Below are 22052 nucleotides of genomic sequence, written 5' to 3'. Positions count from 1 at the left end.
GGAGGTGACGAATTGAAACATACAGGCATTCATATTTTAGATTTTAATGACAAAATTATTGATTATATTAGTCGTGATGACGGCGCATTATTAAATGCAGTGATGAGTACCAACGCCGAAGAAAAATCAGAAACATTCGATTTCACAATGTTAAATGATCGCGCTGAACATTTGCGTGAACGTAATCGTATTATTGCACAAGATAATAATGGTGTTTATCGTGAGTTCATTATTTCTCATGTGGTAGATAACTTTGATGGTACAACTGATGTAGAAAGTAATGCTTCATATTTAGAAGATATCGATAAATCACGTCCAATTAAACCCGGGAAATATAGTTCATATAGCACGTCTCAAGCCTTGAATGATACGCTACGTAATACTGGTTGGGAAATGTCAGATGACACTGAACATGGTGGTATGAGAACAACATCATGGACATCTTATTCAACACCATATGAAGTTATCAACATGTTATGCACAACATACGGTATGGTGGCAGAATACTATATAGAACTTGGTTCTCATACAGTAGAACATAGATATGTAACATTAAAGAAACCAGTTAGTCTATTTAAAGGTAAAGAAATCACTAAAGGTAAAGATTTAACAGGAATGACACGTACCGTTGATATGTCAGAAGTACGGACTGCATTATATGCGATTGGTCCTGAAAACGACACTGGACAACGATTAGAAAAAATAGTTACAGATGATGACGCTCAGGCACAGTTTGGATTGCCTGGGCGTTACTTATTGAGTGTGTATGAACCAGAATCAGACGATAGCAATATGACTGATGAGCGTTTAACCACGCTTGCTAAAACTGAACTTAACAAGCGTAATAAATCGGCAATCAGTTATGAAATCACTTCTACAGATATTCATAGACACTATCCAGAAATGGTTGTATCCCTCCACGACACAGTACGTATTAAAGATAGAGATTTCAGACCACCGCTTTATATAGAAGCAGAAGTCATCGGCGTTGATTACAACTTACTCACTGATGAAAGTAACTATAAATTCGGCAACGTAGTTGAATATGAAGAAAATAACTTAAGAGATATATTCAATAAAAAACTTGCCGATATAAGTAAGAAATTGAATGATAATGTGAGTAATGTTAATACGATTGTTAAAGATGCAGTAGCAGGCCAATTAGAATACTTTGAACGTAAGATATTTAAACAAGATACGCCACCGGAAAATCCGGTTAACGATATGCTTTGGTACGATACGAGCAATCCAAATGTTGCAGTATTAAGACGATATTGGAACGGTGAATGGTTAAATGAAACTGTAGATGATGTTGAGAAAATTGGTGGTGTAACTAGGGAAAAAGCACTATACGATAGCATAAAAAATGCTTTTGAAAATCTATCAATCCAACATGCCAAATTAATGGATGAAACTTATGCGGTATTAAATAACGAATATCTCGTTGATACAGATTTAAAAACAAAATTACAAACTGAATTAAATAATGTTGATGGTATCTATCAAAAAATCAATAGTGATTTAGGTTCTATCACAAGTGATACTGCCACTATAGGTACATTAATAGATATTCAAAGTCAATTTAGTTCTTATCGACAAAAGTTACAAAACTTGTATAAAGCTATGCGTAACGCTCAAATATCTGCAGATAAACGTTTGAAATTACTTCAATCACAATACACTGATGAGAAATTTAATGACGCATTGAATAAGGTAGCTAGTAAGTTTGGTCTAACTGTTGATAGTAATAACAATATGGTTGGCACACCGAATGTGATTGAAAAGGCAATACAAGCCTCACGAGAAGATACTGCCGAGCAATTAAAAAGTTATGTAAAGAGTATGGATTATCAAACTGATAAGAACGGCATTGTCGAACGTTTAGATAGCGCAGATAGTGAACGTAAACAGTTAAATAATTTAATTAGCGATAAAGTGAGCTTGAGTGAGTACAAGAATATGGCTATTGGTACAAGAAATTTAATTGCTAATAGTGATTTTTTAGCGGGATTAACATATTGGCGAAATGTTGGAGCTACTACACCCGCAAATTCTTATGATACAACTCTTACAGATATGCCAAATGGTTTTACTAGTGTGGCAGTGTATGAAAGTAACGACGCTTCAAAAGAAAAAGGGATAGCTCAAGACAACTTATCTCTTGAGATCGGTAAAGAGTATGTATTGAGTGCTTGGGTTAAAATTTTAAATGGCGCACCGACATTCAGGTTGCAAGCAGGTAAAACGAAATGGATTAATCAAAATTTTGAAGGCAATAACACATGGCAAAGATACGAGTTTGTATTTACTGCTTATGAATCGCCAATGAACATCTATATTTTAAAACCTAATAACATAGTAGACTCTAAAGTTGCTATTACCGGAGTTCAACTCGTTCAGGGTAATAAAAATACGGATTGGAAAGCTTCAGATAAAGACACCGACACAAAACTAACCAACATGACGACCTCTATTACACAAAATGGTCAAGATATTCAACAAAGAGCGACTAAAGAAGAATTTAATGCTAGTAAGAAAACGTTAAGCAAAACAATTAGTGATTTCACAAACAATGTGGCTACAGGTATGACATTCACATATGACGAAAATGGCGCAATTCAATTAATGAATATTGGTAGTGACGGTATCAAGTTGAAAGGCGATAAAGTCGATATCACAGTGAATAAAGATTTTAACGTGGTCACTCAAAATTTAAATAATAAAGTGGGTAAAGATGAAGTTATTAACCGAATAAACTTATCTAATGAAGGTTTAGATATCAATGTAAACAAGTTAGGTATTGTTGGTGGCGACAGTACAAATTCATTAACGATTAGAAATAATCAAGTTTTATCACGTGGGAAATACTCTCGTACTTGGTCGGGGGTTACGGATACACCAAATGCAACCGTTGGGATTCGTAACGGTTATATTATGAGTTCTAATGAAGATACGGGCTATAACCTGTATATGACGGAAAAAGGTTTATCCACAATGATGAGTGGTGGATTAGGTTCCGAACAAGCAGGTGCTTTAGAATTTCATTATGATTTAATGAATGACCGTTCACGTGGTGTAAGATTGAGTTCAACTTACGGCGTTGTATTCTTACAATCTGAACAAAGTCGTATTTATACTAGATCACGTTTTACAACAAACATTGAAACATGGGAAGGTTCTATTTATTTAAGACCATGGACAGGTGGACGTGTCGGAGCTAATGAATTTTCATTCTATATAAAACAAAACGACACCCCGCAATTTACTGACGGTGTTTTACTATTCGGAGAAATAAGTAACGAAACAAACATACCTGGATACGGTAATGCAGGTTCTGGTATTAGATTTAGAAAAGCTGGTATGCCAACAGAAACATATGGTGATTATGAGCCTATTGTATATGCTACAAATAATCAAGGTGATATCGGTAGTGGTAGTTTCTATGCAAATCGATTATATGGAGATTGGACATCTAAAGCCGATAACTTATATGCAAATGTTAAAGATAAACTAAGAATTACTGATATCAAAGGCTACAATAACGGAAGTCCTAATTATAAAGATTTACAGTGCAGAGATATTCAATCTAATTCAATAAGACTTAATGATACGGATGGTAAAGACTTTTATATTGGGGTGTCATCAAATGAATTGCGTGTAACGAATAATCTGTTTTGGAATGGTGGAAACACTGGATACAAACCTGTAAGAGCAAGTGACTTTATTAAAGCTTCAAGTGAGAAGTATAAAAAAGAAATACAAGAATGGAATTATGACGCATTATCAGTGTTGAGTAATGAACTAAAACTCTATAGTTATAAGTATAAAGATGATGAAAAAGAAGTAATTCATCATGGTCCTGTGATTGGTGATAACTATGAAACACCAGTCGAATTTATACTGCAAGATGGTGTTAACACTAACGAAATGTTGTCATGGTCTTTACGAGCAATACAACAATTAAATGAAAAAGTTGAGAAACTGGAGGAACAAATCAATGGAAAATAATAATCAAGGATTACAAGCTAATCCACAATTAACAATTAATTACCTTACACAGGAAGTGGCAAGACTAACGCAAGAAAACGCAATGTTAAAAGCAATCATACAAGAACAAAATTCAGAAAGTGCCGAAGAAGAGTAATCTTTGGCACTATTTTTATACAAAAAATTAGGAGGAATTAATTATGGCAAACGAAGTAGTAAATAGAAAAGAAAATTATATTTTGGTACAGGTATCACCTGAGGGAGAAGAAGCAGTTTTAAATCTAGACTATAGAGGGCAGTTTTCTTCTACGCCAATTTCATCACAAGCTTATAAGATTGATGACTTATCAAAAGCACAGAAGTTGGCTTCAAGATTGAGTGATTTAAATAAGATGAATTATGAGTTTGGTATCGTTACAAGATTATATGTAGTTAAAGTAGCAAAGCAAGTTGTTGATGTTACTTATACTGATACAGATGTAGTGGAATAGGAGTGGCTTTATGAAAAAAACTTACTTTGATTACATCCATAAAGTTATTCTGTATATGGGTATTGGAATTTTGATGTTCGAAAGAGGTTTCTTTTGGGCAAAAGAACAAGAAGATATATTAGACGATTCACAGTTCTATGTAGCACTTCATAACATCATGCCTATTTGGGTATGGGGAATTCTTGGTATGGTATTTAGTTTAATGTTGATCATCGCTCCTTTTTTCTTACCTAAAAGAGAAATGAATAATACTTTTAATTATTTAATTATGTTGGGCGGTGCAGGTAATGGTTTGTTCTACTTCTTAATGACATCGGCAAGTATATTTCATGCTATTAATTGGCTTACACCATTGCAATTTTCCACACTTGCAGTGCTAAATTTTATAATTTGTGTGCTTGGAGTGATAGGCATTGTCCGAAAACGATGAAAAATATGTGTTGCGACATGAATGGGAGCGTAACACAGGTAAGATATATGAAAAAATCAACGAGAACGATAGAAAACACACAGAGGCAATTAATAATTTGAATAACAAAGTGGATAAACAAACGGTAATTCAAGAACAAACTTATGAATCACAAAAGAAACAAGAAAGTCATTTAGAAAAGATTAGTGATAAAATGACAGATTTCGTATCAGAAGTTAACGACTTGAGGTATGAAGTTAAAGGTCACGACGAACAAATAAAAAGTTTCAGTCAAATATTAACTAAAAAACAAACATTCAATGTAGGTATAGCTACTGCAATTGTAACAGGTATATTTGGTTTATTATCTGCAGCAATTGGACTAGCACCTATATTATTTAAGTAAAGTCGGCGCTATGCGTCGGCTTTTTATTTTTAAGGAGTTGAAGTAATGGAAAATGTATTAAATTTAAATGATTCAAATGATGGTAACCGTATTAAACAAGGTGACCTATCACACATGAGATACATCTTAACTGATTCTAACAATGATGATTTAAAGCTTAACGATAAACCTGCAAAAGTTTACTTAACTGATTCGACAGGTGTCAAATATATCTACGATACGACAGTTAAGCAATCAGACAATGCTTATGTGTGCGATGTAGTGATTAATCAAATCATACCTGCAGGCACATATACATTAGAAATATGGGTCGATAATCGCTATGTATTCCCGTCTGATACTAAAACAAAAATACAAGTGACTGAGAGTGTCATTGGTCGTCAGATAGTTAATGTAGAAACACATAACTTATGGGACGAGATTTTAGAATACGGAGTTAAGAATGGCATGTTTAAACAAGACAGTGGTTCTGATTTCGTTATAGGCAATCAACCACCTACTGATAAAAATAAAATTTGGATAGATACGGGAGTGACTAAATAATGGAAGGTATGACAAATGGCGTTTTAAAATTTTATGATGAGAAAACAGAAAATTGGGTAGTAGTTGAAACAGAGCCAATCGCAGGGAAAGTCGTAGAAATTATGCGTGATGATTGGTTATCACATAAAGGGCAACTTGAATGTTGGTTGTTGAAATATACAACTGAAGATGATGAAAATGTACCCGAACCAATTTATGTAGCTTTATTTGTCGATAGTGAATCAGTTAAAAACTATGACAAAGATACATTAGAATATTTCTTTAAGGATTATATTAATAATTTATCAAACAAGAAAAATTTCAAACTCAACAACTTTATTAAAGAAATGGAAGATACAAAAGTGGTTTTACCACAACAATTTAATGTAGAAATCAATATGCACATTAACGACCCGGAAATGACAATGCTTTTAAAAGAACATAATAATATCACTGATAACTCAACTGTTACTGATGTGTTAATCAATAATACAGGTTCACTCATTGCAAGCTACATTTACAATGGACATGCAATTCCAGAAAAACAATACACTCACAAAGCTAACCTTTAAGGTTGGTTTTTTATTTTACTCAAAAGGAGATAATCAAATGACTTCAGATAAATTAAAACAATATATTGGCTTATTTGGTGGTATGTTAGGGGCTTTATACCTTGCATTAAAAGCAAGTGGAATCGAAGTTCCTTTTTTAATGCCCGATAAATTAGACGCATGGCAAAACTTCGCTACGTCAATAGTACCTTTTGTAATTGCGATATATGGCGTCTATAAAAACACATATATTATTCACTCGCATTCAAAAGCGCAAGAAGAATACTTAAAAGAAAATAATTTAAAATAGGAGTGTTATCAATGGCTACAGAGAATTGGAAAGGTGTTAAAGTAAGATATCAATTACTAACAAAAGGAACGCGCCGATATGGCGAAACAATGGATGGTGGAAAACCACAATTCATCGTTGCACATGATACTGGTAATATTAATACAACTGCTCAATCGAATGTGACCTATTATGAAAACACTTATAATATACCTTGGAATAACGTAGCTAGCGCTCATATATTCGTTGACGATAAAGAATGTATCATTTGTATACCAACAACAGAGAAAGCTTGGCACGTGCTTTATGACGCGCCTACAGATAACATTTGGTACAACAAAGACGCTAACGATGTAGCGATAGGTGTTGAAATATGTTATTTCAGTGATAGAGAACGTAGTAGAAAAGCATTAGATAACGGCGCTAGAGTATTAGCATATCTTGCAGAGTATTGGCATATTGATTACAAAACTAGAATGCCAGGACATCAAGATATTCAAGCTGATAAACAAGATCCAGGCAATGCATTAGAGGCGTCGGGATATGGTAGAAATACATCAAATCTTGATAAGTTAGTAGCTAAATACTACAAACAAAACGTAAAAGTTAAAGCTACACCAGTGAAAGTAGAAAAAGGCTCGACATCATTTACACGTGATGAATTCGTAAAATGGTTAAAATCTACAGAAGGTAAGCAATACGATTATGACTTGTACGCAGCTTTTCAATGTGTCGATTACGCAAATGTAGGTTGGGATAAATTATTTGATCATGGACTTAAAGGTAATGGAGCGAAAGACATTCCTTTTAATGCTTATAATAAAGATAAGTTTAAAAAAGAGGCTACAGTATATAAAAACACACCTAGTTTTTTAGCTAAACCAGGCGATTTAGTCGTTTGGGGAGAACAAATGGGCGATGGTTGGGGTCATGTAGCTTGGGTCGTTGAGGCTACACTCGACGAGATTACAGTGCTTTGATTAAAAAGTTGCGGTTCTTCGACCATATTGGTATAATTAAAGTAAATTAATTATACGGGGGTTTAGATATGGGGATTAGAAATATGATTGGTGTTAAAAAGGGTGTATATACTTTAATTGAACCTATTAAAGGAAAGCCACAAGGAATATTTTATTGTCACATATGTGGAAAGAAACACGTAGGAAATTTATATAGTTGGTATCATAACGGTAGAAGAAAATGTGGTCACCAACAAGTAGATCACAGATTGTATCATAGGTACAAAAAAATGATTGAAAGATGTCATAACCCAAAAAACCAAAGATATAATTACTATGGAGGAAAAGGTATCCATGTATGTGAGAGATGGATAAATTCTTTTGAGAACTTTCTTGAAGATATGGAAGATTCTTTTGAAGAAGGTTTAGAACTTGATAGAATCGACAATTCTAAAGGTTATTCACCAGAAAATTGTAGGTGGGTAAATCATAGAGAGAATATGTTAAATAGAAATGGTTTTAAAAATTCTACTGGTTTTCCAGGGGTTAGAAGATATTATAATAAGTATTATGGTAGATTTCAAAATAATAAAAAGAATTATCGAACAAATTCTTTTAACACCCCGCAAGAAGCATACAGAGAACTGCAAAAATTAAAACGGAGCCTTTGATAAGTAATTATCATAGCAAACCTCTCTAATTCATGGGAACCCCTAACGTAAAGTCGAGGGCAATCATGAGCGAAGCTCATATGGTAATGATATGAGAACGTGCAACGACTATCGAAAACACACTAGACACTCATACGAGTGTTTTTTTAGTGGAAGTGAGTAGAGTACATTCAAGCGTATGGAAACGGGAGGCAACCTGCTAGGTTGATGATATAGTCTTTTCTATATAGAAATATATAGCAGTTCATAAGAGAACGTTGTTAAATTAGCGACTTAACAAGAAAATATAAGGAACAAAACTGGCTAGGTGGTGGTTGGACAAGTGGACCAATCAATAATGGAACTGGTTGGGAAACGGTCACACGTCGTAAACACGAATACGACACACAAATGTGGTTTGTACGTCCTAAATTTAGTAACAAGAAAGCAGAATCTAAATTACTCAAGAAATCAAAAGAGAAAAAGAAAGAAAAGCAGATCACATGGAATTGGAAAGGCAGATTTACTACTAATACAACAATCAAAGTAAGACGTAGTCCAAGCTTGAAAGGTTCTGTAGTTCCAAGTTCTGATTGGTTATTATCAAATCAATGGGTAGACTTTGTCAGCATTACTAAAAAAGATGGCTATTGGTGGGCGAAATTCAAATATCCTACTAATCCATCATCAGGTTATTTCTACTGTGCATTATGTAAGATAACGGATAAGCAAGAAAGAATTAAAAAAGAGAAGTATTGGGGTTCCATTAAGTGGAAATAATATGTTACATTATATACATGGATTTCAATCCAGTTTAGTTATAAGATGTTTTAGATAGTTACTTTTTTCTCTATTCAGAGGTAGTCGTGGGGACTACCTCTTTTTTTGTGTAAAAAATAGTAATGTGGTTTCGTTAAGTGGAAATAATATGTTATGCTATTTATGGATTTCAATCCAGTTTAGTTATAAGATATTTTATATTCATATTTTTTCTCTTTTTAGGGCAGCCCTTTCGGCTGTCCTATTTTTTTGTTAAAATGTAAATGGGTACCAACAAGTCCTTTGGATTTCGCTTGGGAGACACTGGCAAGGGGTAGTCCTAGTGACTGCCCTGTTTTTTTGTGTTATGATGTACATTACATGCTATAAAATTATCAATGCTGTTTTAAATTCATGAATTGTTATGTTCCTAATAACCACCTATGCATGTCACTGGGTGGTATTATTATGTTACAATATGAGAACATGCATCAAAATTATGAAACGAAAGAAATTTCAAAAACTGAAAAATCCATCTAACCGTCTATGCATGCCACTGGACGGTTTTTTTATTTGACTTTATATAAAACAATGTGTATTATTATTGTTAGAAAGAGATGTGTATGTTTGCTGACAATTAATGTATAACTTGATACGTTATTATCAGTTTTTGTAGGGCGGTCTTAAAGATCGTCCTTTTTTAGTTCTAATATAATTGCTAAACGCGTTATAATTAACTACAAATTGCGGTACATATTTGAGGAGTGTACTTGAGGTAACTGTTGCGACGGTTGCCTTATTTTTTATGCCTAAAAAATGTTGCCAAATGGCAAAATAATTGTTGACTTATTGCCAGTTGGCAATTATAATATAAATATAAAGTAATCGAGGAGGAAAAATAAAATGTTAAATATATATTCTGAATTCAAACAATGGGCTAAAGAAAGCAGTAAATGGTTTATGGATACAAAAGATTGGTTTAAATTCGAGACGGAAAATAAAAGTTTCTATGTGTTCCCTGCAGATAACGGAGATACTATTGAGATTGAAACTTATGAAAAAGGCGGTTCTTTCGTAGGTTCAAGTAGAAACCTACCTGCAGTTTCTTGGGCTATCAATTACACTAAAGAAATGGAGAACGAATAATGAGAAAAGAAATTCGAGATCTATTGAATAGCAATATCACATCATATGAGATTTCAAAAGAAACGGGTGTTTCTAATTCTGTAATATCCAGATTAAGAAATGGTGAACGTGAAATCGGCAAAGTTACACTTGAAACAGCCGAAAAATTATATGAATACGAATTGGATCGAATTGAAATGAATAAATTAACTTATGTAGTAGATATGCACAAACAAGATAAGACCTTAGAAATTATTACAAAAGAAGGAGAAAGTTTCTACTTGTATGAAATTAGTCCACAATGGTTTGATAAAAAAGATTACATTCTTGAATTAATTAAAGATGAAGATTTAAATTTGCATTTCGACGGCGAAGAAATCGAAGAACCAACACAATTTGATTACACAATTCAAGAGGTAAAAGACGAGTTAAATAACTTATAATATGTTATAATATACCTTACGATAACGTCTTATCGATACTATATTCTACTAGTCACGTTCATAAGAGCGTGGTTTTTTATTCGTAAAAATGTTAGCATTATTATTGGAACTATTTAGTTCCACCTTCCAAAAATAGATCTTTCTAATATTTTGTCCGCGTTCTTTATTGAGCGCGGATTTTTTAGGGACTCGGGTCCCTAAAAAGTCCCTAAAAATTGGTTTTATATGGTGTGTTATTAATAGACAAAATAAAAAGAACCCCGTCGTTATGGGATTCTTAATTTTAAAAAGTGTTTAATTTTTGGTTATTAGCGTCCTGGGAGGGATTCGAACCCCCGACCGATGGCTTAGAAGGCCATTGCTCTATCCAGCTGAGCTACCAGGACATTTTTTAACACAAGAATTATTATAGCTAAATAATCAGTAATTAGCAATAGCTATGTTATAAAAAATGTTTATATTTTTCACTATAGTAGTGTTATTAAACATAAAATCAACTTAATGATCAATAAGTTAAAGGGACAAGGACTATTAAATTGAATGCAATTCAGTTTAGTGTGCCTAACTGTTCAATTTTGTAAGCGATTTTACAGTTTTGAGTTCTAATTGTCTAATTAAGAACAAATCTCCAAATAATTGCGTACAAGTTATATAGTATAGATAACAAAACGATAGATAAACAACACGATATCAATGACAACAGTTTTTGAAAGTAACTTTTGAACAATAAATATTAAGGAGTGTTTATCGTGGAAGGTTTAATCAAAGCAATTAAAGATACTGTTGAAGCTGGCGTTAATAACGACGGCGCAAAATTAGGAACAAGCATCGTAGGCATTGTAGAAAACGGTGTAGGTGTGTTAAGTAAACTATTCGGATTTTAATTATAAAAATATCTAAATAAAGGGAGTTTTGAATTATGACAAAATTAGCAGAAGCAATCGCAAACACAGTACAAGCGGCACAAGGACATGACGGCGCAAAATTAGGAACAAGCATTGTAAGCATCGTAGAAAACGGTGTAAGTGTATTAGGTAAATTATTCGGATTCTAAGTCGAAACTAAAAAATCATAAACAATAAAGGAGATTATATATTATGACAAAATTAGCAGAAGCAATCGCAAACACAGTGAAAGCAGCACAAGGACATGACGGTGCAAAATTAGGAACAAGCATTGTAAGCATCGTAGAAAACGGTGTAAGTGTATTAGGTAAATTATTCGGATTCTAAGTCAAAACTAAAAAACTAAAAAAATCATAAACAATAAAGGAGATTATATATTATGACAAAATTAGCAGAAGCAATCGCAAACACAGTGAAAGCAGCACAAGGACATGACGGCGCGAAATTAGGAACAAGCATTGTAAGCATCGTAGAAAACGGTGTAAGTGTATTAGGTAAATTATTCGGATTCTAAGTCAAAACTAAAAAACTAAAAAAATCATAAACAATAAAGGAGATTATATATTATGACAAAATTAGCAGAAGCAATCGCAAACACAGTACAAGCGGCACAAGGACATGACGGCGCAAAATTAGGAACAAGCATTGTAAGCATCGTAGAAAACGGTGTAGGTGTATTAAGTAAATTATTCGGATTCTAATTAATTTAACTATCATTGACCAGGGCAAGCGCTCTGGTCTTTTTTTGTTTAATAAGCAATGTTATGAAAAGTTTGTTATTGTAAATAGAGAATATATGGAACAAGGGAGATTTCAATGACATACCAAACAATATTATTAGACTTTGACGATACGATAGTTGATTTTTATGATGCAGAAGAAAAAGCATTTTACAATATGGCTAAACATTTTAATCACTATCCAACAAAAGATGATTTTTATCATTTTAGAGAGGTGAACCAATCACACTGGGAGGCATTTCAAAAAAATAAGTTAACTAAAGAAGAAGTATTAACACAAAGATTTGTAAATTATTTTAAAGATTATCAAATAGAGGTAAACGGTAAACTTGCTGATCATATATTTAGAGATGAATTAGCTAAAGCAACACCAAAATTCTTTGATGATACTTTAGAAACGATAGAAGATTTAAGGAAAAATCATAATATATACATCGTAACGAATGGTGTGACAGAAACGCAACAACGTCGTATAGCCCAAACAACATTTAACGAAACATTAAATGGTATATATATTTCAGAACAAACAGGTTATCAAAAACCAATGCCAGAATTCTTTGATTACATATTTAAAGAAATTGGTGAACAACATAGAGAAAGCGCAATAATAGTAGGTGATTCATTAACATCTGATATTTTAGGTGGCTATAATGCACAAATAGCAACGTGTTGGTTTAACTTAAGAGGTAAAGAAAATCAAACATCGATTCAACCTGATTATGAAATTAAATCACTTAAAGAGTTAATTGATATTGTTGAATAGATATAAGTAAATAGCTGGAAATAAGTTTGATTAAAAAGACACGAAGTTGATTCAATATAAAATCATCTTCGTGTCTTAAGTTTAATATAAATAGTCTAATGTATATTTATTTCTTTATGGTTGCCATATTAAAACATCGTGGCCTTCAGGATTCTTAGCATTAACATCTGTGAAGCCTTGATTTTCAAAATATGATTTTGAGTTATTTCTTGCAATGGCTTTAATAGGAAGATTAAATGATTTCGCAAAATCGATTAATTGTTTAGAATAACCTCTGTTTTGATATTTTTCTAATACTTCTAATTTCCATAATAATAAATAATCATCACAATCTGGGAAGTAAGATTCTTCTACTTCTCCTTTATTCAATAAAGCCATTCGTGCAGCTAATTTGTCACCAACAAATATGCCATAAAATGGCGAGTCAGAACTTGCGTCAATCATTTGTCCATTAAATTCTTCAACCATATAAAGATCTTTATTACCAAATTCTCTGAAGTCTTCAAATAACTCATCAGTTTTGTAGTTAATTTCTAATCTTTTTACGTCACTCATCATCTTGTCCCCCTTTATATCTTTCTTATATTATACCTTAAACTATATGTTCTTTTCATTGATTTATACTTTATACCAAAAATGAAATATTAAATATCATACATTGCTATTTAATGAAAATTAAGTTATTCAAACATTTTATAAGCCGTAAAATTGTCAGAAGTGAGTATAGTCTTTATACTATATTAGGAATAGTGATACTTAAGGAGAAAAACAATGGACTGTAAAATAGTAAAATTAAACAATGATGATCAGTTTATTTCCAAAATAATAAATAGTGATGATAAGCTCATGCAATTTTACCAATTTGATGCGATGTCAAAAGAGAGTTACAAAATAAAAATGAATGCATCTCCAAATGGTAGAGAAAAGAAGCTTGCTAAAGTGATTCAATCTTATATGAAAGATTTAACAATGACAGATCAACAAGAAGCACATATTACATCATTAGCTAATGGTGCTAAAGTTGTCATTGGGGGACAACAAGCTGGTTTATTTGGTGGGCCTTTATATACAATCCATAAAATATTTTCACTCATCACTTTGAGTCAACAATTGACGAAAGAATATCAACAAACGGTAGTGCCAGTTTTCTGGATTGCAGGAGAAGATCATGATTTTGATGAAGTGAATCACACTTATGCATTTAACTCACAAGAAGCACAATTGCATAAAATTAAATACCACACAATGACACCACCGGAAAGTAATGTTTCACGTTTTAATCCAGATCAATCGCAAATGATTGAAGTATTAAACGATTATTTTAGACAGTTAAGAGAAACGGAACATAGCAAAGACATATATCAAATGTGCATCAATATCATTAAAAAATATTCTAATTGGACAGATATGTTTAAAGTGCTATTACATGAAATATTTAAGGATTATGGCGTCCTATTCATTGATGCACAAAATCACGCATTAAGACAATTAGAAAAACCGCTTTTAAAAGAAATGATATTAAAACATCAAGACATTGATGATGCATTTAGAAATAATCAACATCAAACTTTAGAAAATGGTTTTTCACAAATGATACAAACCGATACCAATGTTCATTTGTTTTTACATGAAGATGGTATGCGCCAATTATTAACGTATCAAGATGGTGTATTTCAGTTAAGTAAGTCGACACGAACATATAATCAACAACAATTGTTGGATATTTTAGAGCATGAGCCTGAAAGATTTTCAAATAATGTAGTTACTCGACCAATAATGGAAGAGTGGTTATTTAATACAGTGGCGTTTATTGGTGGCCCTAGTGAAATTAAATATTGGGCAGAACTACATGATGTATTCCAACTCTTAAATATAGAGATGCCGATTGTATTGCCTAGACTACGAATCACGTATTTATATCATCGAACGCAGAAACTATTGCATCAATATCATCTTCAATTGGAGCATGTCATTGCAAATGGAATTGAAGAAGATAAACAGAAATTTATACGCGAGCAAGCCTCTGAGAACTTCTTAAATGAAATAGAACAGATGAAACATCAACAGGAAAAGTTATATCAATCCTTATTTAATGAAGTGAAAGGGAACGCGAATAATGAAAATTTAGTAACTAAAAATAATGAGATTCATCAAAGACAATATGATTATTTGAAAAAACGTTACCTATTAAATATTGAACGTGAGAATGATATTAGCATGAGACAATTTAGAGAAATTAACAACCATCTCCATGCAATGGGAGGATTACAAGAAAGAATATGGAATCCACTTCAAATTATGAATGATTTTGGGAAAGATGTGTTCAACCCCTCCACCTATCCACCACTTTCTTACACTTTTGATCATATTATAATAAAAGACTGATATAACAGGGATTAAGCCCGCTTTATCTAAATGATAAGGCGGGTATTTTTTTATAAAATCAAATATTTTGAACTATTTTTACATAATTAGTGGAGGATAGTGGGGAGATGTGGTAAATTATAGATAAGGTGAGGTGAGAAAAAATGTTCATGGGAGAATACGATCATCAATTAGATACAAAAGGACGTATGATTATACCGTCCAAGTTTCGTTATGACTTAAATGAACGTTTTATTATCACCCGAGGCCTTGATAAATGTTTATTCGGCTATACTTTAGAAGAATGGCAACAGATTGAAGAGAAGATGAAAACCTTACCTATGACAAAAAAAGACGCTCGTAAATTTATGCGTATGTTCTTCTCTGGTGCTGTTGAAGTAGAGTTAGATAAACAAGGGCGTATTAATATTCCACAGAATTTGAGGAAGTACGCCAACTTAAATAAGGAATGTACAGTAATAGGCGTTTCAAATCGTATAGAGATTTGGGACAGAGAAACTTGGAATGATTTCTACGAAGAATCAGAAGATAGTTTCGAAGATATTGCTGAAGATTTAATAGATTTTGATTTTTAAATTGGAGGTATGACAGTGTTTCATCATATAAGCGTAATGTTAAACGAAACCATTGATTATCTAAATATAAAGGAAGATGGTGTGTATGTTGACTGTACGTTAGGTGGAGCAGGACATGCCCTATATTTACTAAATCAATTAAGTGATGAAGGTAGACTTATTGCAATTGATCAAGATTTAACCGCAATAGAAAATGCTAAAGATGTTCTAAAAGAACACTTACATAAAGTCACTTTTATACACAGTAATTTTAGAGAATTAACACAAATATTAAATGAATTAAACATTGAAAAAGTTGATGGTATTTACTATGACTTGGGTGTTTCAAGCCCTCAATTAGATGTACCAGAAAGAGGTTTTAGTTATCATCACGATGCGAAATTAGATATGCGTATGGATCAGACACAATCATTGTCCGCGTATGAAGTGGTAAATGAATGGCCATATGAAGCATTGGTGAAAATTTTCTACCGTTATGGTGAAGAAAAGTTTTCTAAACAAATCGCAAGAAGAATTGAAGCGAATAGAGAAAAGCAACCTATAGAAACAACATTAGAATTAGTAGAAGTTATCAAAGAAGGTATTCCTGCTAAAGCACGAAGAAAAGGCGGGCACCCTGCTAAAAGAGTGTTCCAAGCAATTCGAATTGCAGTTAATGACGAATTGTCTGCATTTGAAGATTCAATTGAACAAGCAATTGGATTAGTGAAAGTTAACGGACGCATATCTGTGATTACATTCCATTCATTAGAGGATAGATTGTGTAAGCAGATGTTTCAAGAGTATGAAAAAGGACCTGATGTGCCTAGAGGGTTACCAGTGATTCCAGAAGCATATACTCCGAAATTAAAACGCGTTAATCGAAAACCTATTACAGCAACAGATGAAGATTTAGACGACAATAACCGAGCACGAAGTGCGAAACTACGTATTGCAGAAATATTAAAATAAGGAGTAATTCAACATGGCTGTAGAAAAAGTTTATCAACCATATGATAATGCAACACAAACCAGTGTTCCAAAAAGACAACCGCAAACCTCTCCACAAAAGCAAACCGTTAAACGTAAAGTTGTCGTTCAACTTACGAAATTTGAGAAGATTTTATACATAACACTAGTCTCTGTTATTGCTATGATTAGTATTTATATGCTATCTTTAAAAATGGATGCGTATGATACGCGAGGAAAAATTGCAGATTTAGATCATAAAATCGAACAACAATCTAGCGAAAACAGCGCCTTAAAATCTGAAATTAAGAAAAATTCTTCATACGAACGCATTTACGACAAGGCTAAGAAGCAAGGGATGAGCCTCGAGAACGATAATGTAAAGGTAGTGCGTAATAATGGCGAAACGAAAAATTAAAATTAAAAAAAATAAAATAGGGGCAGTCCTACTAGTTGGTTTATTCGGACTGCTCTTTTTTATATTGGTTTTAAGGTTTTCATACATAATGATCACTGGACACTCGAATGGTCAAGATTTAATTATGAAAGCCAACCAAAAGTATTTAGTAAATAACTCAGAGCAACCAGAACGCGGTAAAATCTATGATAGAAATGGTAAAGTCTTAGCCGAAGATGTTGAGAGGTATAAAGTTGTAGCAGTTGTCGACAAAAAGGCAAGTGAAAACAGTAAGAAACCACGACATGTTGTAGATAAAAAGAAAACAGCCAAAGAATTATCAAAAATTATTGATATGAAGCCAGATGAAATTGAAAAAAGATTAAATCAGAAAAAGGCCTTCCAAGTTGAATTTGGGCAAAAAGGTACTAATTTAACATATCAAGATAAAGAAAAATTAGAAAAGAAAAATTTACCAGGTATTACCTTATATCCTGAGACAGAAAGATTTTATCCTAATGGTAACTTTGCATCTCATTTAATAGGTATGGCTCAAAAGAACCCAGACACTGGAGAATTAAATGGAGCTATGGGTGTTGAAAAAATATTCAATAGTTACTTAAACGGTACTAAAGGATCACTCAAATACATTCATGATATTTGGGGATACATTGCTCCGAATACCAAATCTGAGAAACAACCTAAACGTGGTGATGATGTTCATTTAACCATTGATTCAAATATTCAAGTATTTGTAGAAGAAGCGTTAGACGGTATGGTAGAACATTACAATCCTAAAGATGTCTTTGCGGTTGTTATGGATGCCAAAACTGGTGAAATTTTAGCATTTAGTCAAAGACCTACATTCAACCCAGAAACTGGTAAAGATTTTGGTAAAAAATGGGCGAATGACTTATACCAAAACACATATGAACCTGGTTCGACATTCAAATCATACGGATTAGCGGCAGCAATCCAAGAAGGTAAGTTCAAACCAAATGAAAAATATGAATCTGGACATAGAGATATTATGGGATCACGTATCTCCGACTGGAATAAAACAGGTTGGGGTAAAATTTCTGAAACGCTAGGATTCACATATTCTTCTAATACATTAATGATGCACCTACAAGATGAAGTGGGTACAGATAAAATGAAATCTTGGTATGAACGTTTTGGATTCGGTAAATCTACTAATGGTATGTTTGATGGAGAAGCTACCGGACACATTGCTTGGGAAAATGCATTACAACAAAAAACATCTGCATTTGGTCAATCAACGACAGTGACACCAGTGCAAATGATTCAAGCGCAATCAGCATTTTTCAATAATGGAAACATGTTGAAACCATGGTTTGTAAGTAGTATCGATAATCCTATTTCGAAAAAGAACTTCTATAAAGGTGAAAAATCTTATGCCGGTAAGCCAATTACTAAAGATACTGCTAGCAAAGTTGAAACAGAATTAGATAAGGTAGTTAATAGTGAAGATAGTCATGCTAAAAACTATCGTGTAGATGGTTATGATATCGAAGGTAAAACTGGTACAGCTCAAGTAGCAGATTCAGAAGGCGGCGGTTATGTTAAAGGTGAAAATCCATACTTTGTAAGCTTTATCGGTGATGCACCTAAGAAAAATCCTAAGGTTATTGTTTATGCAGGTATGAGCTTAGCACAAAAAAATGACCAGGAAGCTTATGAAATGGGTGTAAGTAAAGCCTTTAAACCAATAATGGAAAACACTCTGAAATATTTAAACGTTGGTAAATCTAAAGACAATGCTTCGAAAAATGACTTTAGCAAAGTACCTAATGTAGAAGGACAATCGATTGACAAAGCTAAAGATAGTATTAACGCTAAGTCACTTAAACCAGTTGTCATTGGTAATGGTAAAAAAGTTAAATCACAATCAGTAGACGCAGATACTAAAGCATTACCAAATAGTAAAGTATTGTTAGTAACTGATGGAGATTTAACTATGCCAGATATGAAAGGTTGGACTAAAGAAGATATTTTAGCATTCCAAGAGTTAACTAACATCAAAGTTAAAACAACTGGAAGCGGATTTGTTTCAAAACAATCAGTAACACAAGGCCAAAACCTTAAAAAATCGGACAACATTGAAGTGACACTTTCAGCTGAGTCGACTGACGGTACAACAGATGAAAGTAGTAAACAAACACTAGAAAAATCTAGTGATAAGAAAGATAAATCTAAGAAGAAAGATTCAAGCTCTAATTAAGACAACATAGATATTAAACATGAGAGGAAGAGATTGGGATTAAATTTATCCCGCTCTCTTTCTTAATATGTTGTGATTTAACATATAAAAATTGAACCAAAACTGATAAAATATTAAAGGTTATAGATTAAAAATACATATATTGATGTATGTAAATTGACGGATAAAAGAAAAGGAGATCATTATGATTTTTGTATATGCGATGTTATCGCTTCTAATAACTTTTGTACTTGTACCCATACTTATTCCAACATTAAAAAGAATGAAATTTGGACAAAGCATTCGTGAAGAAGGACCACAAAGCCATATGAAGAAAACGGGCACACCGACAATGGGTGGCTTAACATTCTTAATTAGTATTATTATTACTTCAGTAGTTGCCATTATTTTTGTGGATCACTCAAATCCCATCATTTTATTATTATTTGTGACACTTGGATTTGGTTTGATTGGTTTTATCGATGATTACATTATTGTAGTTAAAAAGAACAATCAAGGTTTAACAAGTAAACAGAAATTTCTAGCTCAAATTCTAATTGCAGTTATATTTTTTGTATTAAGTAACGTGTTTAACTTAGTTAACTTCTCAACAACATTACATATTCCGTTTACTGACGCTGGTATTCCTCTTTCATTTGCTTATGTTATCTTTATCATCTTTTGGCAAGTTGGATTTTCAAACGCAGTAAATTTAACAGATGGACTTGATGGTTTAGCAACAGGCCTATCAATTATTGGCTTTGCGATGTACGCGATTATGAGTTTTGTATTAGATGCACCTGCTATTGGTATCTTCTGCATTATCATGGTATTTGCTTTATTAGGATTTTTACCATATAACTTAAATCCAGCTAAAGTATTCATGGGTGATACTGGTAGCTTAGCACTTGGTGGTATTTTTGCTACAATTTCAATCGTGTTAAATCAAGAATTATCACTTGTATTTATTGGTTTCGTATTTGTAGTAGAAACATTATCAGTTATGTTACAAGTTGCATCATATAAATTAACTAAAAAACGTATTTTCAAAATGAGTCCTATTCATCACCATTTCGAATTATGTGGATGGAATGAATGGAAAGTTGTAACTGTATTTTGGTCAGTCGGTTTAATTACAGGTCTAATTGGCTTATGGATTGGAGTGCACTAAGATGCTAAATTACACAGGATTAGAAAATAAAGATGTATTAGTTGTAGGCTTAGCAAAAAGTGGTTACGAAGCAGCAAAATTATTGAGTAAATTGGGTGCGAAGGTAACAGTTAATGATGGTAAAGACTTATCTCAAGATGCACATGCTAAAGATCTTGAAGCGATGGGTATAAAAGTCGTAAGTGGTTCACATCCTACTTCATTACTAGATAATGATCCAATTGTTATTAAAAACCCAGGTATTCCTTATACTGTATCAATCATTGATGAAGCGGTTAAAAGAGGTTTGAAAGTATTAACTGAAGTAGAATTAAGTTATCTTATTTCAGAAGCACCGATTATTGCAGTTACAGGAACAAACGGTAAAACAACTGTAACTTCACTAATAGGGGATATGTTTAAAAACAGTAGACTTACAGGTAGATTGTCAGGGAATATTGGTTATGTCGCTTCGAAAGTAGCACAAGAAGTAAGTTCTAAAGAGTATTTAATTACTGAATTATCTTCATTCCAATTACTCGGTATAGAACAATATAAACCTCATATCGCGATTATCACTAACATTTACTCAGCACATCTAGATTATCATGAATCTCTTGAAAATTATCAAAATGCTAAAAAACAAATATACAAAAATCAAACTGAAGATGATTATTTAATTTGTAATTATCATCAACGACATCTAATCGAATCAGAAAATCTAAAAGCTAAAACATTATATTTCTCAACACAACAAGTTGTTGATGGCATTTATATTAAAGATGGATTCATAGAATATAAAGGCGTACGTATTATAAGTGTAGAAGATTTAGTTTTACCAGGGGAACACAATTTAGAAAATATTTTAGCTGCAGTGTTAGCAGCTATTCTTGCTGGCGTACCAATCAAAGCGATTGCAGATAGTTTAACTACATTCTCAGGTATAGAACATAGATTACAATATATCGGTACTAATAGAACAAATAAATACTACAATGACTCTAAAGCTACCAATACCTTAGCTACTCAATTCGCACTTAATTCATTTAATCAACCAATTATTTGGTTGTGTGGCGGATTGGACAGAGGTAATGAATTTGATGAGTTAATACCATATATGAAAAATGTCAGAGTGATGGTCGTATTTGGTGAAACACAAGAAAAATTTGCCAAGTTAGGTAATAGTCAAGGTAAATATGTCATTAAGGCTACAGATGTGCAAGATGCTGTAGATAAAATTCAAGATGTCATTGAACCTAACGATGTTGTATTATTATCTCCTGCATGTGCAAGTTGGGATCAATACAACACATTCGAAGAACGTGGTGAGAAATTCATAGAAAGTTTCCGTGCACACTTGCCATCATACTAAAAGGG

At 32.8% G+C, this 22052-nt stretch carries 27 protein-coding genes and 1 tRNA gene; 26 read left to right on the top strand and 2 right to left on the bottom strand.

The window, feature by feature from the left end; all coding sequences use genetic code 11:
- Positions 1-12 precede the first annotated feature (12 nt).
- From EL082_RS07890 to EL082_RS12195, 13 genes are all read left to right on the top strand, one after another.
- The gene (locus EL082_RS07890; RefSeq protein ID WP_103286275.1) at positions 13-4008 is read left to right on the top strand and encodes a phage tail spike protein; all 3996 of its coding nucleotides are present in this window, start codon (positions 13-15) and stop codon (positions 4006-4008) included.
- A complete protein-coding gene (locus EL082_RS11920) occupies positions 3998-4144 on the top strand; it encodes a hypothetical protein (protein ID WP_002452346.1) in 147 nt (48 codons plus the stop codon). Before EL082_RS07890 ends, EL082_RS11920 begins: the two co-directional genes overlap by 11 nt.
- A 43-nt stretch (positions 4145-4187) precedes the next feature.
- Positions 4188-4478 (top strand): hypothetical protein, encoded by a 291-nt coding sequence (locus EL082_RS07885; protein ID WP_049416262.1) that lies wholly within the window; start codon positions 4188-4190, stop codon positions 4476-4478.
- 10 nt (positions 4479-4488) lie between these two features.
- On the top strand, positions 4489-4908 hold the full coding sequence (locus tag EL082_RS07880; protein ID WP_047210501.1) for a hypothetical protein: 420 nt from the start codon (positions 4489-4491) through the stop codon (positions 4906-4908).
- Positions 4892-5293 carry a hypothetical protein gene (locus EL082_RS07875; protein ID WP_049416259.1) on the top strand — a complete coding sequence of 134 codons (402 nt, stop codon included), beginning with the start codon at positions 4892-4894 and terminating at the stop codon, positions 5291-5293. Before EL082_RS07880 ends, EL082_RS07875 begins: the two co-directional genes overlap by 17 nt.
- A 45-nt stretch (positions 5294-5338) precedes the next feature.
- A complete protein-coding gene (locus EL082_RS07870; protein WP_046464355.1) occupies positions 5339-5836 on the top strand; it encodes a hypothetical protein in 498 nt (165 codons plus the stop codon).
- Positions 5836-6387, top strand: a complete 552-nt coding sequence (locus tag EL082_RS07865) for a hypothetical protein (protein ID WP_103286276.1) — start codon at positions 5836-5838, stop codon at positions 6385-6387. The genes EL082_RS07870 and EL082_RS07865 overlap by 1 nt, the downstream gene beginning before the upstream one ends.
- 37 nt (positions 6388-6424) lie before the next feature.
- Positions 6425-6676 carry a phage holin gene (locus EL082_RS07860; protein ID WP_046464357.1) on the top strand — a complete coding sequence of 84 codons (252 nt, stop codon included), beginning with the start codon at positions 6425-6427 and terminating at the stop codon, positions 6674-6676.
- 11 nt (positions 6677-6687) lie between these two features.
- Positions 6688-7635: an N-acetylmuramoyl-L-alanine amidase gene (locus EL082_RS07855; protein ID WP_232012180.1), complete on the top strand. Its 948-nt coding sequence runs from the start codon at positions 6688-6690 to the stop codon at positions 7633-7635.
- Positions 7636-7703: 68 nt separating this feature from the next.
- Positions 7704-8285 carry a hypothetical protein gene (locus tag EL082_RS07850; RefSeq protein ID WP_049416253.1) on the top strand — a complete coding sequence of 194 codons (582 nt, stop codon included), beginning with the start codon at positions 7704-7706 and terminating at the stop codon, positions 8283-8285.
- A gap of 390 nt (positions 8286-8675) precedes the next feature.
- Positions 8676-9044 carry a hypothetical protein gene (locus EL082_RS07845; protein WP_053092481.1) on the top strand — a complete coding sequence of 123 codons (369 nt, stop codon included), beginning with the start codon at positions 8676-8678 and terminating at the stop codon, positions 9042-9044.
- Positions 9045-9926: 882 nt separating this feature from the next.
- The gene (locus tag EL082_RS07840) at positions 9927-10169 is read left to right on the top strand and encodes a hypothetical protein (RefSeq protein ID WP_046464359.1); all 243 of its coding nucleotides are present in this window, start codon (positions 9927-9929) and stop codon (positions 10167-10169) included.
- A complete protein-coding gene (locus EL082_RS12195) occupies positions 10169-10591 on the top strand; it encodes a helix-turn-helix domain-containing protein (protein ID WP_065428329.1) in 423 nt (140 codons plus the stop codon). Before EL082_RS07840 ends, EL082_RS12195 begins: the two co-directional genes overlap by 1 nt.
- Positions 10592-10903: 312 nt before the next feature.
- Here the strand turns inward: EL082_RS12195 and EL082_RS07830 are convergent.
- Positions 10904-10977 (bottom strand) — tRNA-Arg (locus EL082_RS07830).
- Between the two features lie 363 nt (positions 10978-11340).
- Between EL082_RS07830 and EL082_RS07825 the strand changes: the two genes are divergently transcribed.
- From EL082_RS07825 to EL082_RS07800, 6 genes are all read left to right on the top strand, one after another.
- Positions 11341-11475 (top strand): beta-class phenol-soluble modulin, encoded by a 135-nt coding sequence (locus tag EL082_RS07825; RefSeq protein ID WP_002450639.1) that lies wholly within the window; start codon positions 11341-11343, stop codon positions 11473-11475.
- Positions 11476-11510: 35 nt separating this feature from the next.
- Positions 11511-11645, top strand: coding sequence for a beta-class phenol-soluble modulin (locus tag EL082_RS07820; RefSeq protein WP_002450638.1), 135 nt, complete (start codon positions 11511-11513; stop codon positions 11643-11645).
- 43 nt (positions 11646-11688) lie between these two features.
- On the top strand, positions 11689-11823 hold the full coding sequence (locus EL082_RS07815; protein ID WP_015365104.1) for a beta-class phenol-soluble modulin: 135 nt from the start codon (positions 11689-11691) through the stop codon (positions 11821-11823).
- A 52-nt stretch (positions 11824-11875) separates the two neighbouring features.
- On the top strand, positions 11876-12010 hold the full coding sequence (locus EL082_RS07810) for a beta-class phenol-soluble modulin (protein ID WP_015365104.1): 135 nt from the start codon (positions 11876-11878) through the stop codon (positions 12008-12010).
- A gap of 52 nt (positions 12011-12062) precedes the next feature.
- The gene (locus EL082_RS07805; RefSeq protein ID WP_002466004.1) at positions 12063-12197 is read left to right on the top strand and encodes a beta-class phenol-soluble modulin; all 135 of its coding nucleotides are present in this window, start codon (positions 12063-12065) and stop codon (positions 12195-12197) included.
- A gap of 115 nt (positions 12198-12312) precedes the next feature.
- A complete protein-coding gene (locus EL082_RS07800; protein WP_002466011.1) occupies positions 12313-12999 on the top strand; it encodes a YjjG family noncanonical pyrimidine nucleotidase in 687 nt (228 codons plus the stop codon).
- A gap of 114 nt (positions 13000-13113) precedes the next feature.
- On the opposite strand, the gene EL082_RS07795 is transcribed toward EL082_RS07800, so the two are convergent.
- Positions 13114-13554, bottom strand: a complete 441-nt coding sequence (locus EL082_RS07795; protein WP_015365103.1) for an N-acetyltransferase — start codon at positions 13552-13554, stop codon at positions 13114-13116.
- Between the two features lie 216 nt (positions 13555-13770).
- Between EL082_RS07795 and bshC the strand changes: the two genes are divergently transcribed.
- The 7 genes from bshC to murD all read left to right on the top strand — a co-directional run bounded on the left by bshC (position 13771) and on the right by murD (position 22047).
- Positions 13771-15384: a bacillithiol biosynthesis cysteine-adding enzyme BshC gene (gene bshC, locus EL082_RS07790; RefSeq protein WP_049416761.1), complete on the top strand. Its 1614-nt coding sequence runs from the start codon at positions 13771-13773 to the stop codon at positions 15382-15384.
- 143 nt (positions 15385-15527) lie between these two features.
- Entirely contained in the window at positions 15528-15959 is a 432-nt protein-coding gene (mraZ, locus tag EL082_RS07785; RefSeq protein WP_002450633.1) for a division/cell wall cluster transcriptional repressor MraZ, read from the top strand.
- 15 nt (positions 15960-15974) lie between these two features.
- Positions 15975-16910, top strand: coding sequence for a 16S rRNA (cytosine(1402)-N(4))-methyltransferase RsmH (gene rsmH / locus EL082_RS07780; RefSeq protein WP_002465493.1), 936 nt, complete (start codon positions 15975-15977; stop codon positions 16908-16910).
- A 13-nt stretch (positions 16911-16923) separates the two neighbouring features.
- Positions 16924-17325, top strand: coding sequence for a cell division protein FtsL (ftsL, locus tag EL082_RS07775; RefSeq protein ID WP_002450631.1), 402 nt, complete (start codon positions 16924-16926; stop codon positions 17323-17325).
- Entirely contained in the window at positions 17306-19546 is a 2241-nt protein-coding gene (locus tag EL082_RS07770; RefSeq protein ID WP_015365102.1) for a penicillin-binding protein, read from the top strand. The genes ftsL and EL082_RS07770 overlap by 20 nt, the downstream gene beginning before the upstream one ends.
- A gap of 184 nt (positions 19547-19730) precedes the next feature.
- On the top strand, positions 19731-20696 hold the full coding sequence (mraY, locus tag EL082_RS07765; RefSeq protein WP_002465490.1) for a phospho-N-acetylmuramoyl-pentapeptide-transferase: 966 nt from the start codon (positions 19731-19733) through the stop codon (positions 20694-20696).
- Between the two features lies 1 nt (position 20697).
- On the top strand, positions 20698-22047 hold the full coding sequence (gene murD / locus EL082_RS07760) for a UDP-N-acetylmuramoyl-L-alanine--D-glutamate ligase (protein ID WP_002465497.1): 1350 nt from the start codon (positions 20698-20700) through the stop codon (positions 22045-22047).
- Positions 22048-22052 lie beyond the last annotated feature (5 nt).

It is taken from the genome of Staphylococcus warneri (assembly GCF_900636385.1).
Lineage (GTDB): Bacteria > Bacillota > Bacilli > Staphylococcales > Staphylococcaceae > Staphylococcus > Staphylococcus warneri.
Note: the sequence above shows the minus strand (reverse complement) of the source record. Positions and strands in the feature narration are given on the sequence as shown.